Annotated in this window: 16 protein-coding genes and 1 pseudogene; 7 read left to right on the top strand and 10 right to left on the bottom strand. The window is 33.5% G+C overall.

Going from position 1 to position 13,223, the window contains the following annotated elements:
* Positions 1-15 precede the first annotated feature (15 nt).
* The 4 genes from NOX90_RS02700 (at position 16) to NOX90_RS02685 (ending at position 3,085) form a co-directional block, all read left to right on the top strand.
* Positions 16-1,554, top strand: a complete 1,539-nt coding sequence (locus NOX90_RS02700) for a hypothetical protein (RefSeq protein ID WP_375604420.1) — start codon at positions 16-18, stop codon at positions 1,552-1,554.
* Positions 1,555-1,704: 150 nt separating this feature from the next.
* A complete protein-coding gene (locus NOX90_RS02695) occupies positions 1,705-2,523 on the top strand; it encodes a pyruvate, water dikinase regulatory protein (protein WP_375604419.1) in 819 nt (272 codons plus the stop codon).
* A 69-nt stretch (positions 2,524-2,592) separates the two neighbouring features.
* Positions 2,593-2,721, top strand: a complete 129-nt coding sequence (gene ykgO, locus NOX90_RS02690) for a type B 50S ribosomal protein L36 (protein WP_250296744.1) — start codon at positions 2,593-2,595, stop codon at positions 2,719-2,721.
* A 49-nt stretch (positions 2,722-2,770) separates the two neighbouring features.
* Positions 2,771-3,085, top strand: a complete 315-nt coding sequence (locus NOX90_RS02685; RefSeq protein WP_064125499.1) for an FtsB family cell division protein — start codon at positions 2,771-2,773, stop codon at positions 3,083-3,085.
* Positions 3,086-3,378: 293 nt separating this feature from the next.
* Here NOX90_RS02685 and NOX90_RS02675 read toward each other — a convergent pair whose 3' ends face one another.
* The 4 genes from NOX90_RS02675 to NOX90_RS02660 all read right to left on the bottom strand — a co-directional run bounded on the left by NOX90_RS02675 (position 3,379) and on the right by NOX90_RS02660 (position 5,959).
* Positions 3,379-4,308, bottom strand: coding sequence for an AEC family transporter (locus NOX90_RS02675; RefSeq protein WP_375604417.1), 930 nt, complete (start codon positions 4,306-4,308; stop codon positions 3,379-3,381).
* 137 nt (positions 4,309-4,445) lie between these two features.
* Positions 4,446-4,904 (bottom strand): transposase, encoded by a 459-nt coding sequence (locus NOX90_RS02670; protein ID WP_375604575.1) that lies wholly within the window; start codon positions 4,902-4,904, stop codon positions 4,446-4,448.
* 64 nt (positions 4,905-4,968) lie between these two features.
* The gene (locus NOX90_RS02665; protein WP_375603621.1) at positions 4,969-5,211 is read right to left on the bottom strand and encodes a transposase; all 243 of its coding nucleotides are present in this window, start codon (positions 5,209-5,211) and stop codon (positions 4,969-4,971) included.
* 190 nt (positions 5,212-5,401) lie between these two features.
* Positions 5,402-5,959: a GNAT family N-acetyltransferase gene (locus NOX90_RS02660; RefSeq protein WP_375604416.1), complete on the bottom strand. Its 558-nt coding sequence runs from the start codon at positions 5,957-5,959 to the stop codon at positions 5,402-5,404.
* A 16-nt stretch (positions 5,960-5,975) separates the two neighbouring features.
* Here NOX90_RS02660 and NOX90_RS02655 point away from each other — a divergent pair, with 16 nt between their 5' ends.
* Complete coding sequence (locus tag NOX90_RS02655) at positions 5,976-7,142, top strand: multidrug effflux MFS transporter (RefSeq protein ID WP_375604415.1); 1,167 nt, start codon at positions 5,976-5,978, stop codon at positions 7,140-7,142.
* 27 nt (positions 7,143-7,169) lie between these two features.
* Here NOX90_RS02655 and prfA read toward each other — a convergent pair whose 3' ends face one another.
* Positions 7,170-8,249: a peptide chain release factor 1 gene (prfA, locus tag NOX90_RS02650; protein ID WP_375604414.1), complete on the bottom strand. Its 1,080-nt coding sequence runs from the start codon at positions 8,247-8,249 to the stop codon at positions 7,170-7,172.
* Between the two features lie 98 nt (positions 8,250-8,347).
* Here prfA and yihA point away from each other — a divergent pair, with 98 nt between their 5' ends.
* Positions 8,348-8,941 (top strand): ribosome biogenesis GTP-binding protein YihA/YsxC, encoded by a 594-nt coding sequence (gene yihA, locus NOX90_RS02645; protein WP_375604413.1) that lies wholly within the window; start codon positions 8,348-8,350, stop codon positions 8,939-8,941.
* Between the two features lie 4 nt (positions 8,942-8,945).
* Positions 8,946-9,857 carry an acetylglutamate kinase gene (gene argB / locus NOX90_RS02640; RefSeq protein ID WP_375604585.1) on the top strand — a complete coding sequence of 304 codons (912 nt, stop codon included), beginning with the start codon at positions 8,946-8,948 and terminating at the stop codon, positions 9,855-9,857.
* Positions 9,858-10,228: 371 nt separating this feature from the next.
* On the opposite strand, the gene NOX90_RS02635 is transcribed toward argB, so the two are convergent.
* From NOX90_RS02635 to NOX90_RS02620, 5 genes and pseudogenes are all read right to left on the bottom strand, one after another.
* Positions 10,229-11,248 carry a porin gene (locus tag NOX90_RS02635; protein WP_375604412.1) on the bottom strand — a complete coding sequence of 340 codons (1,020 nt, stop codon included), beginning with the start codon at positions 11,246-11,248 and terminating at the stop codon, positions 10,229-10,231.
* Positions 11,249-11,250: 2 nt separating this feature from the next.
* Positions 11,251-11,634 carry a transposase gene (locus tag NOX90_RS02630; protein ID WP_375604573.1) on the bottom strand — a complete coding sequence of 128 codons (384 nt, stop codon included), beginning with the start codon at positions 11,632-11,634 and terminating at the stop codon, positions 11,251-11,253.
* Between the two features lie 17 nt (positions 11,635-11,651).
* The gene (locus tag NOX90_RS02625; protein ID WP_375603639.1) at positions 11,652-12,017 is read right to left on the bottom strand and encodes a transposase; all 366 of its coding nucleotides are present in this window, start codon (positions 12,015-12,017) and stop codon (positions 11,652-11,654) included.
* Positions 12,018-12,061: 44 nt separating this feature from the next.
* Positions 12,062-12,247: pseudogene (locus NOX90_RS07380) on the bottom strand (hypothetical protein); the annotation flags it as partial.
* Between the two features lie 62 nt (positions 12,248-12,309).
* Positions 12,310-13,125 (bottom strand): hypothetical protein, encoded by an 816-nt coding sequence (locus NOX90_RS02620; RefSeq protein WP_065095129.1) that lies wholly within the window; start codon positions 13,123-13,125, stop codon positions 12,310-12,312.
* Between the last annotated feature and the right edge of the window lie 98 nt (positions 13,126-13,223).

Here is a 13,223-nt window from a genome sequence, read left to right as displayed (position 1 = left end):
AGTGTGATGTGAAAAATGTTAACTCAGCAAACAAAACAACTATTTGATGCTACCACTAACTTCGATTTAGAAAAATTTCAGCAAGCTTTAAGTGATGGTGCAGACGTTAATGCATTTAATGATCAAGGTTATACACCGCTGATGCACGTTGTTAATACTGCAGAACTAGCAGTAAGGAGTGATGATGAAATGGTGCATGAGTATCTCTATGGTAGTAAAGGTGTCATAATTAGAAAAATGGCTAAATTGCTTGTGTGGCATAAAGATATTGATATTAATGCTCGAAGTAAAGTTCCATTAACTAAAGAAGAGAAAAAATCTTATGAGAGTAAAATTTATTCAGATGCATTGAAGCAAGTAAACCGACAATATAATCCTAATTATTTTACCACTCGTCGGGATGATGCAAAAGAAAAAGGAGTGCTTGAAGAACGTTTAAAAGAAATTAATCGTATAATTTCTTTGTCCCCAATTCCTATTGATAGAGGTGATACGGCTCTACATCTCTATGATACCAAAGATGATAAGTATTATATTGGGATAGTAGATATTTTACATGCACACCCAAATGTAAATTTTGATCTAAAAAATAATATTGGAGATGCTTATAGTGATTTTTTAGACATAGAAGAAGCACGATCAGGAAGAGCTCTGTTAAGTGCTATTTCAAGAAAAGATGAAGGGCAAGCAAAAAGATTCTTAAATTTTAGAATTAATATTAATTGCTTTGATAAAGATAGAAACACAGCTTTGCATCTTGCTATAATAAATCAACTTACATCGTTAATACCATTACTTTTAAAATACAAAATAGGTGAGTTAGGAATAGCTAATGTAGAGAATAACGAAGGAAAAACCTTTTTAGATTTAGCACAAGGTAATCAAGAAATTGAGGAAGCGTTTAATGAATTATTATTTACTGCTATTTATCATAGAGATCTTGAACAAGTTAAATTTGTAATAGAAAATTTGAATCTAGATGTTAATGTATTGAAACATGGGATAAAGGCCATAGATCATGCTCTTCATATAGGTGCTGATTCCATTTGCGAATATCTAATAGAAAAAGGTGCAATAGAAAGTGGCACTCTTAATGACAAAGACAAGGAGATTTTAGGTTTAGAAAAAGGTCTTCAAGCTCAGAATAAAACTATTTTAGATTTGGAAAACAATCTCCAAGACGAAAAAACAAAAATCTCACATTTAGAAAAAAACTCTCAAGATAAAAATAAAAGAATTTCAGATTTGGAAAAACATCTTCAAGATGAAAAAACAAACGTTTCAAGTCTGCGTAATTTTCGAAATGAATTAGAAGAAAAACTTAAGTCTGAGAAGAATAAAGTTACAAACTTAAAAGAAAGAAATGAAACAAATATCACTAAAGCAAAAAAAAGCTGTTGCTTCAAGTATAGTAGGGTCTGTTACTTTAGTTCTTGGTATAATAATGCTTTCCTCTTATGGGTTTACATTACCTTATATGACCTCAACATTATTTATAATATCTGTATTATCATTTGTATGTTGTGTTTACAATATGTATACAATGTGCAATGAAAAAGGTCTTAGTGATGATTCTCCTAGTAATTTATTAAATGTAAGTGAAGTTAATTCAATAGGTAATAATGTAAGAGAAATCCCGAGCAATGTGTAATTGATAAGTTAGCAATAGCTGATTGCTTAAATGTACACTATTATTTTTAGTATATGACTCTTAAAAAGCTTAATCTACACTTAGTATCAGATTCAAGTGGTGAAACTGTTATATCAGTTGCAAAATCAGCTCTGAAACACTTTCGTTCTATAGAAACAATCGAATATGTTTGGTCTTTTGTAAAAGGAGAAGAGCAGATTGACAAAATTCTGGAGGAAATTAATAGGAAAAGTGATGAGCATAATTTTGTTATATGCACTATTACTGATGATGAGCTAAGAAAATATCTAAAAGATAACTGTATAAAGTTGAAAATTCCCTATAGAGCAATATTATCACATATTATTAGAGAAATTTCATCCTATCTTGAAATTGAAAAAGACGAAAAGCTTGACTTGCATACTGAGATAAATAACGAATATTTTCAGCGCATTGAGGCAATAAACTACACTATTAATCATGATGATGGACAAAATATTCAAGATATTGATAAAGCAGATATAATTTTGGTTGGAGTTTCACGCACATCAAAATCTCCCACCAGTATGTATTTAGCTTACCGAGGCTATAAGGTTGCAAATATTCCTTTTGTTAGTGAGGTACCCTCTTATGTCGACTTAGCAAAATTAGAAAATAAACTGACAATAGGGGTAACAATAGACGTAAGTAGGCTAATAGAAATACGGAAAAATAGACTTACTTCAATTAACAACGAAGATAATAGTATATATGCTGATCCTGAAAAAGTAGAAAAGGAAATTAAAGAAGCAGAGGAACTATTTAAGCAGAATAACTGGCCAATTATTGATGTTACGCAAAAGTCAATCGAAGAAGTATCAGCAACAATTATACAATATTTTAATAAAATGTGAAAAATTTATCAATTGACTAACTCTCTGTAAGTGATCATAATGTAAGGTAATTTAATTCTTACTATAGATATGAAAGTCAAAAGTTCGCTAAAATCTCATCGCAACAGAGATAAAAATTGTAAAGTTGTGAAAAGGGGTGGTAAGATTTACATTATAAATAAGGTAAAGCCAAGGTGTAAAGCGCGTCAAGGTTCTTAGCTTTCTGCTCACCTTTTCATGTTATATATTTCTTGTATGTGAAAGTACGGTGCTTATATCTAAAAAGAAGCAAAAGTTACTGTGTTTAAGCGCAGCCTTACTCATTTCTTCTCTTACATTATATTTCAGCATTAGCACAATTACAGGTAAACGTGGCTTATTGACGCTAATAGACTTAAAAAAAGAAATCGAGTACAATAAACTTTTGCTAAAGGATGTCTCTTCTGAAAAGAAAAAGTTGGACAACAAAGTATTCGGCTTATATGAAAAAAGCTTAGATTTAGATCTGCTTGATGAGCAAGCAAAAAATGCTTTAGGTTATGTGAACCCTAATGAACTTATGGTTGTTCTTGACGTGGAATAGCAGTAGACTTCTTGCGTTACCTCCGTCATCCCAGTAATTGATACTGCCCTCCTTTGTCATTCGAGTAGCTCCTTTCTCGTCATTCCAGTTCCCCTATGATGTCATTCCAGCGCCTCCTTCTCCTGTCATCCCAGTGCCCAGACACTGGGATCCAGAAAACTTAACTTTACACCAGGTAATAAGAACTAGATCCCAGCGTCACGCGCTGGAATGACAAAAAAGAGTGGGCTTTCATGTGGTTATGCAAGCAGTCTAGTGTAAATCCAAGTTTTATCTACCACTTGAATTTTTGATCAAAAAGGAACAAGTTTAGTAAAAAATAATGATATTATTAATGGAACATAAAACAGTCCCACTGCAGTACTGATTAGAAGCAACAGAGTAGCTTTATCTGGTTGATAATTCAAAATATTAGCAAGTATTATACTGGACCCAGAAACTGGAATAATAGCCAGCAACATCAGTGCTTTATATATGCTCTCATCGTATATACCTATAACATGCTTGTCTAAAAGGACAATTCCTAAAACAAACAGTGGCCAGAATACGTACTTTGCTGTAATAGTGATCAAAGCAAGCTTCCAATCTATTTTAAAGCTTGTAATATTCGCAATGCTCACTCCAAGTAGCACCATTCCTAATGTGACAAATGTACTTCTAATATTCATCATAACATCTGTTAAAAAAGTAGGTATTTGTATATCGTATATACTTAAAAAGAAGCCCAGAACCATCGCATAAAGCGAAGGAAGTTTGAACAACTTTAATATGCATTCTTTTGCGGTATAAATACCATTTGCAGCTATGTAAAATCCTAAGCTGTTTTCAAATAGCGCCATTCCTATATAACAAACAACATATACAGATACTGAATCTTCATCAAATAAAGCCATGGCAATCGGCAGACCAAAATAACCCATACTTGTGCTGCCCGAGCTAAATGCTAATATGTTTCTCGTGTTATCCTTAAATAAAAAAGAAGAAAGATAATACACTGATAAGGACATAGTGCTACCTATAAACCATACCAAAATCGGCAGAGAAATTACTTTTAAATTAACTTCTGTATGAGAGACTCCATATAAAATCACTATTGGATTAGCTATATAAAAGAGTATTTGAGATATAGTGTTTCTATCAATTTTAAGACATTTTCCTGCTAAATAACCAATAAACATTGTAATATAAATAGGTAATATTTTTAGAAAAAGAGTAAAGAACATATTAGCCTATTGTGATATTTTTGATTGATAAAATGATATTAGATCTTAGGATATTGTAAAAGTAAACAAAATTTATTTTCCAATTTATCCAGCTCATAGTTAATTAAAAAAGATTCACTTAGAGCATGTCTTCAAACTCAAGAATGAGCTAATTTGTGAAGCATAATAGTGATCATATTAAAAAAGATGTTATTTTTTGAAGTGAGAGGAGAATGCTCATAATCCTTACTCATACGTCTAAAATTGGAGAGCCAAGCAAAGGTTCTCTCAACAATCCAACGTTTAGGAATAACCTGAAATCCTGTATCAACTACTTTCTTGGTAATCGTCAACAAACATCCAGTTTCCAATAAACAGCGGTTTTGCAATTTACCTGTATATCCTTGATCAGCAAAAAACTTACGTAATGTTGGAGCTTTGCATTTGGCTTGAACAAAAAGATTTAGTGCACCATCACGATCTTGAATGCTTGCACTGTGTACTTCAGCAGCAATTACAAGACCTAGAGTATCTACAACGATGTGGCGTTTTCTACCCTTTACTTTCTTGCCAGCATCATATCCTCTGGATCCCCTTTTTGAGTGGTTTTTACTGATTGACTGTCAATTATTCCTACTGATGGAGTTTCATTCTTACCAATTATCTTTCTTAGTTTTTTAACTAGAAAATCATGAATTTCTTGCCATATTCCACTTTTTTTAAACGCGAATTACAACTATACACGGTTTTCCATGGTGGAAAATTCTTAGGTAGTTGTCTCCATTGACAGCCTGTTCTCATCACATACCTTATTGCATCGATAATCGTTCTGATACTGTGTTTTCTTGGTCTGCCGGTCTTTTTAGGTTCAAAATATTGCTCTATCATCTTCCATTCTTTGTCACTTATATCGCTTGGGTACATTTAAAATATATCTTATAACACACTTCTTAACTCCTTTCTACTTAGTTTGAAGACATGCTCTTAAGAATGACATTTTTATGATAAAATTATGTTAAGTTTCTATAAAGCTTCTTGCATATTTTTGAATAATGACATATTTACTAAAAATTAAACTGCTTGTAGCAATTTAGACGGACTGTTGAAAAAACACTCATCTTGAGTGGTTCTCAGGAATTCTTGCCTTGATCATTAAGATTGTACCATTGCTTTCCCTAATTTTTTTAAATCCAACTTTTTCGTAAACACGGATTGCACGAACATTTGCTGTATCTGGGTCAACAAAAGCATTTTCAGAAACTTTAAAGACAAATTCGTTTAAAAATATATTCAAAGCTTGTGGACCAATGCCTTTGCCCACATAATCCAGCTCTCCGATATACCAGTCTATAGCAGCACAGCTTTCTGGAAGCTCAGAAGTATCGTAGCCCTGCTCAGGTGGAAAATCATGTTTGTTATAGTATTGAATATAACCAATATCAACTCCGTCACAATTAATAATGAATGCATGCATTGGTTTTTCAATAATTTGTGTCTTAAGTTTTAAACGTTTGAATCCTTTGACATAATTGCTATATTTTTTCTCAATTAACTCTGGTGTCCAATTTATATCCGCATCCCACCATAGCTTTACGTGAGGTGTTTCTAACCATTTTAATAACAGTAAAAAATGTTCTTCTTTCAACGCTTTAAATGTGATATTTTTATTCATTAATTGAAAATCTCAAATGTTACTACCATTTCTGTTAATCCTATCTCTAATTGCTAAGTTCATTGAAATTGACATTTCCGTACCTAGTTTTCCTGATATGGTGCACTATTTTAACGTATCAGAAGGCACAATTCAATTAACTATTGCTTATAATTTCCTAGGCTTGTGCATAGGAGGGTTGTTTTTTGGTCCATTGTCTGAATGCTATGGCAGAAGAAGGATGATGATCATAGGTAACACTTTGCTACTCGTCGGCGCTGCTGGTTGTGTTTTTGCACCGTCGATTTTTTGGCTTTTAATTTCTCGCTTTGTTCAGGGCATTGGTGTCAGCACGTCTGTAGTTGTGTTTGCAATCATTGCAGACAGCTACAAAGGCGACGAAGCGGTAAAATTTATTGGAATCATGAATTCTGTTTTAACAGTTGTCATGGCAATTGCACCTATTTTAGGAAGCTTTATTAACGAAGCTGTAGGGTGGCGTGGTAATTATGCAACTGTTGCAGTAATTTGTTTGATCTCTTGGATTTTACTACTTTTAGCGTTACCAGAAACAAAGAAGGACCGCGATATTTTCAGTTTGAAAAAAATGATGAAAGATTACAGAAAATTATTGTCGAGTTCAAGATTTGTGGCGCTGTCTTTGGTGTCAAGCCTCTTTTCTGCTGCATATATGTCATTCATCACTTGTGGACCTTTCTTGTATATGGAAACTTTTGGTTTATCTAGCACTATTTATGCACTACATCAAGGTGCAATAGTTGGGTGTTTCTCACTCGTCAGTCTATTTATTGGCAAAATCTTGCAGAAGCTTGGAGAGNCGATATGGTGTGTAATTTCTGGTACAGGCGTGATTGCTATTGGATCTCTGTTGCTTGTAATATTCAGTGTAATTATGCCCCACTCTTACTACTTAGTAACACTATCTATGGTCATTTTTTGTATTGGTTGTGCAATGTGCCAGCCAGTAGTTTTTAACGCATCAATAAATGTTTTCCCTGAAATTAAAGGCACAGCTTCTTCTACAGTTGCGTTCATTAGATCTTTTATTATAGCTATTTTTATTGGCTTAACAAGCTACGTTTACAATGGTCAAACAATTAGTGTAGCTGTTCTTGTTTTATCCGCGATAGTACTAGAACTTGTTTTTACTGTCTATCTATTGCGTTTAAAAGATCCTATGTAATTAATAAAGATATTCCATTGTAGGCTGCTAACTTTCCCCGGCCAATCTTTCTGCTTCATTACGTGAGATTAGTGCCTCAATAAATTCATCTAGTTCACCTTCTTTTATAATCTGCTCTAGCCGATGTGAAGTTAGATTAATTCTGTGGTCTGTTATTCTTGATTGTGGAAAATTATATGTTCTTATGCGCTCGGAACGATCACCAGAGCCAATCTGACTTTTCCTCATTGTTGACCTTTCCATTTCTTTTTTTTGTCTTTCAATTTCGTATAGCCTTGCCCTCAATACTTTGAGCGCTTTAGCTTTATTTTTGTGCTGCGATTTTTCATCTTGCTGTATCACAACTATCCCTGTTGGCAAGTGGGTGACCCTTACTGCGCTGTCAGTTGTATTCACTGATTGCCCTCCAGGACCACTGGATCTATAAACATCTATTCGTAAGTCTTTTTCTTCTATTTTAAAGTCAACTTCTTCTACTTCAGGTAATATCGCAACAGTAGCGGCAGAGGTATGCAACCTTCCTGAGGATTCAGTTTCTGGCACTCTCTGTACTCTGTGCACCCCTGATTCAAATTTCAACCTTGCAAAAACTTCTGTTCCATTAATGAGTGCAGAAGCTTCCTTATAGCCACCTATACCTGTATTAGAAATGCTTATTGGCTCGAACTTCCAATTTCTTCTTTCTGCATATTTTTGATACATACGAAATAACATTGCTGCAAATAATGCTGCTTCTTCTCCGCCTGTGCCTGCTCTAATTTCTAATATTGCATTTCTTGAGTCATCTTCATCTTTGGGCAATAATGCTAACTTTAATTTTGCTTTTATTTTTGGTAATAATACCTTCTGCTTTTCGAAGAATTCTTCTTTTGCTAACTCTTTTATATCACCTTCGCTGTTTTCATCTTTCATGATTTCTTCTAAGTCTGAAATTTCCTCTTTCAGCGTGTTATATTCATCAATTATCTTGATTATTGGCCTGAGCTCAGAGTATTCCTTTGAAAGGGTAATGAATTCTTTTTGACTTAAATTGGTAGGGTTTTCCAAGTTCCTTTCTATATCACTAAATTTTTTCTTTAAGTCTTGTAAATTATTTTCCATATCCATATAGCACAGATCTAGCTAAGTAATATATACTGAAATAAAAAATTTCTTATATCAAGCAATAACACTATAATATACCTACTACCTTCTAGTTGAATATAATGGCAAAACAGATAACATCAAACTGCAATTTCATATTTGGAGCTTTAGACATAAAATCATTACCAGATGAATCGGCTCCAGAGATTGCGTTTGCTGGTAGATCAAATGTAGGAAAATCCAGTCTGATTAACTTACTGATAAACAGCAAAAAAGCTGCCAGAGTTTCCTCTAAACCTGGATGCACTAGACAAATAAATTTTTACTCTATGTACAATGATAAGTTCAGGCTTGTTGACCTGCCAGGGTATGGTTATTCTCATGCAGGTAAGGAGGAAATTATACAATATTTAAACTTAATTGAGTATTATCTAATTCAAAGAAGAAATCTAAGAAGAGTGTTTGTGTTGATAGATAGCAAGGTAGGATTAAAAGAAATAGACAAAGACTTCATTTATTGGTTAATATATAATAACATTAACTTTAACGTTGTGCTAACAAAAATAGATAAAGTAAGTGAAAAAAGCTTAGGTGCTGTTATAGAAGATATTCAAAAATGGATTAATAATGAGAATGTGTCAATTCATCAAATGAGCATCCGTGTTAAGCATAAAATAACCAAGGTAAGAGATGAGTTTTTCAAGTTTACAAGATAAAAAAATGAAGAGTAGTGAATTTTTAAAGGGTGAGGTATCATTTGAACAAAAAGCAGAAATATTACTTGAAGTGCTATCTAACATACCTAGCTTTGTAGGCGAGACTTTTGTCATTAAATGCGGTGGTACAATAATCTTAAATGAAACACTATTTAATACTTTTGTGCATAATGTTGTCTTGTTGAAGCAGCTTGGTATAAATCCGGTAATAATTCATGACGGAGAATATGAAATTAACTCGGTGTTAAAAATGCTGGGTATGGACAGTAAGTTTGTGAATGGTATCAGACTTACAGACAAAGACACTATGAAAATCATTGAAATGGCACTGTGTGGTTCAGTTAATAAAAAAATTGTTCAGCATATAAATTCTGCTGGTGGTTCAGCTATTGGATTATGTGGAAAAGATGGTAACTTAATTAAAGCCGAAAAAATAACCGCTACGCTTAGAGAAGATAGATCAAATAATATCGAAAAGATATTAGACATGGGGTTCATCGGTAGACCCACTGAAATCAATCCTGATATATTATTTTTTATTGAAGAATCAGATTTTATACCAGTTATTGCACCAATTGGTCATGGAAAAGATGGGGAAACATATCATATCGATGCCGATAGCACTGCAAGCGCAATTGCAATTGCAGTTTCTGCATCTAAAATGATAATCTTGAGTGACACAGATGAAGAAATAGATAAAATTGGTAGCAGGAAGATATCTGTTAAAAATTTAAATGCATCAATTGATTGTGGGAAAATTAAAGGGGAAAAATTTATTGAAAGGCTTATGGCATACGTTAAAATGACGGAGGAATGTGCTGGAGTTGTTCACATAGTTGATGGTAGAATACCTAACATTATGCTTGATTTATTTACTGAAAATAATTCAAGCATATCAATTGTGAGTGATTTATAGCTATACTGCTTACAACTGTACGAATAGCAAGAGGGTGTCATCCAAGTAGCTGACACTGGTTCCTTTATGACGGTCATGAAAGTAGCCTCCCTCCCCTGCCATCCGAGTAGCCGACTACTTGGACTCAGGAAAAAGGGTGTTATCCCAGTGCCCAGACACTGGTTTCTATCCAAAAGGGTGTCATCCCAGTGCGTGACACTGGTTTACTTTATGATGATGTCATGAAAGTAGTTGACACTGAGATCCAGAAGACTTAATTTCAACCAAATAATAAAGGCTAGATCCCAGTGTCACGCACTGGGATGACAAAAAAAGGAGCACTGGAATGACAAGAGGAGGGTACTTGGATGACAGGAGGCAATGCAACCTTATTAAAGACTTAATTTCAACCCAGCCAAGAGCACGTAACCGGAGTTGTTATTTTCTATTTTAGGCTCTTTTGTACTAAACTTTACAATATCGAAATAGTATGAAGTACCTAAAAAAAGAGAATTTTCAAGACTTAAAGCATATGATGTTAACTCGTTTGTACCTATGCCTACAATATTCCTGCCACTATTGAAATATGTTAAGCTCGATTTGTAAGAATCGGAATGGTAAGCGATACCTGCATTCATATAATACGTATTATTTATTTCATGATTACGCTTCTCGCCTGATTTACCACCATTACCATATGAAAAAATGCAATCAAGATCGAACAATTTTAGCTTCAAACCAAAATTCCAGTGCAGTAATTGATTATGACATCCATAACCTTCAGGAGTTCCATCTAAGCAACCAGTTAAATTTTCTCTTGCAAATTCACCAGTTAAGGCAGTAGTAAAATTTATATCGTCTGATAGGCCATTTTTATAAGAAAGGCCAGCAGCAATTAGATTGCTATATTGTAAGTTATTTTTTCCTGGGACATAACTGAACCCGAGTTGAAAGTTATAGATTTCAGGGGAGATATAGTTAATTGATGGTTGTTTTAACCCTAATTCGAGTCCATTATACTCACTGTAAATGTTGGGTTTTACCCAACATACCTTGTCTTTATCATATCCAGGGTCACCATCTTTTTTATGATCACCGCGCAAATTTGCATAGTTTGTCCAATGACCATTTACTCCTCCAGCAGCTGCATAAATTTTTGAAGTGTTAATTAACATGCTCTGACTAACTAAACTTCTTTTACCATATTCAATTGATCCAAGTCCCTGATTTTTAATGATGAAATACCCTTCCTCCATGTCTAACTTTTCTCTGTCTAACGCTTTTAGGTTTGCAATACCAGAAACCCCTGCCTTAACATTAACCCCCATTTGAGTATTTGGATAAACTTGCTGTAAATAAAGAAAGCGCAAGTATGAATAACTTGCAGTTTTATCCTTAGAGCATGTCTTCAAACTCAAGAATGAGCTAATTTGTGAAGCATAATAGTGATCATATTAAAAAAGATGTTATTTTTTGAAGTGAGAGGAGAATGCTCATAATCCTTACTCATACGTCTAAAATTGGAGAGCCAAGCAAAGGTTCTCTCAACAATCCAACGTTTAGGAATAACCTGAAATCCTGTATCAACTACTTTCTTGGTAATCGTCAACAAACATCCAGTTTCCAATAAACAGCGGTTTTGCAATTTACCTGTATATCCTTGATCAGCAAAAAACTTACGTAATGTTGGAGCTTTGCATTTGGCTTGAACAAAAAGATTTAGTGCACCATCACGATCTTGAATGCTTGCACTGTGTACTTCAGCAGCAATTACAAGACCTAGAGTATCTACAACGATGTGGCGTTTTCTACCCTTTACTTTCTTGCCAGCATCATATCCTCTGGATCCCCTTTTTGAGTGGTTTTTACTGATTGACTGTCAATTATTCCTACTGATGGAGTTTCATTCTTACCAATTATCTTTCTTAGTTTTTTAACTAGAAAATCATGAATTTCTTGCCATATTCCACTTTTTTTTAAACGCGAATTACAACTATACACGGTTTTCCATGGTGGAAAATTCTTAGGTAGTTGTCTCCATTGACAGCCTGTTCTCATCACATACCTTATTGCATCGATAATCGTTCTGATACTGTGTTTTCTTGGTCTGCCGGTCTTTTTAGGTTCAAAATATTGCTCTATCATCTTCCATTCTTTGTCACTTATATCGCTTGGGTACATTTAAAATATATCTTATAACACACTTCTTAACTCCTTTCTACTTAGTTTGAAGACATGCTCTTAGGCTTAGCATTGAAAGAATCTCTGTTGAAGGCGTAGCCGAATCTCAAATCTATTTTTCCGTCTAGTTCTGCATAAAATATTTCCTTATCCAAAATTGTTTTAGAGCTAGCACTATTCTGCAAAAACAATGATGAAAGCAGTGCTACCAGGTAGTACTTTAACTTCATAAATAAACTTAAATCTTTATAAAAATTTAAGTTTAAACTCAATATAAATAAAAAACAACTTTTCAGAAGGCACCGCTGGTAGATTTTGCTGCCTGTTTTTGAGCTATATTCCCATAAATTATTGATACACTTGGTAATTTTTGCATTAATAACTGCTTATTAATGGCAGAATGTATACGATTAATTATTTTAGATGTACTTTTTACATCGCAGTTAATCAAAACAAAAAGCACTTTATTCTCATCAATATACCCTAGAAAATCATCACTACGGCAATTTTTATAAAAATGTTCTATGATAACTTTCAGTGCATTATTTGTCTCACTACAGCTACTATTTAAGCCAATCACTCCTATAGCTGCATTAATTTGATGTTGAAAGGCAAAATTTAATATAACGTATAACTCTAGAATAGTGGACTCATTGCCCGGTATATCGAATAAGTCATGGTTTTTATATTTTTTACCCATTAGATATTTATCTCTAAAGATTCCTAGTTTATGGGACAAACTGATATCACGTATTAATAGCTCATAATTTATTTTATTACTGGCAAATTGTGCAGTGCGGAAAACTTTTACTTTTGTCCTGATATCTTCTCCTTTAGCATCAGTTAAGGAAAAATCTATCACTTTAGGTAATATATCAAGTAAATCGTGCCCATTTTCGGTATACTCTAAATAATTCTTCATGTCGTCAGCTGCTCTTGCACTTAAAATATTGATTAACGGCTTATTAAGTAAATTCCCTTCCTCGTATTTTAACAAATTCCTTGCGGCTTGATTGAGCCCTAAAATTAACACGTTTTTTTTCTTATTATCCTGACAAACAGATACCACAGCATCATCTTTTCTTCTTGCAGTTATGAAATCATCCATATTTTCATTTTATATGATACATCTGTAAGTATAATAAAATTACATTAAAATTTACTTACTTATTAATATGCTTAATTAGATATAGCTAAAGTAGCTTA

Origin of the sequence: Wolbachia endosymbiont of Anurida maritima, assembly GCF_042182995.1 — a bacterium.
In the GTDB taxonomy this organism is placed as follows: Bacteria; Pseudomonadota; Alphaproteobacteria; order Rickettsiales; family Anaplasmataceae; genus Wolbachia.
The sequence above is the reverse complement of the archived record's forward strand: the minus strand, read 5'-3'. Positions and strand labels throughout refer to the sequence as shown.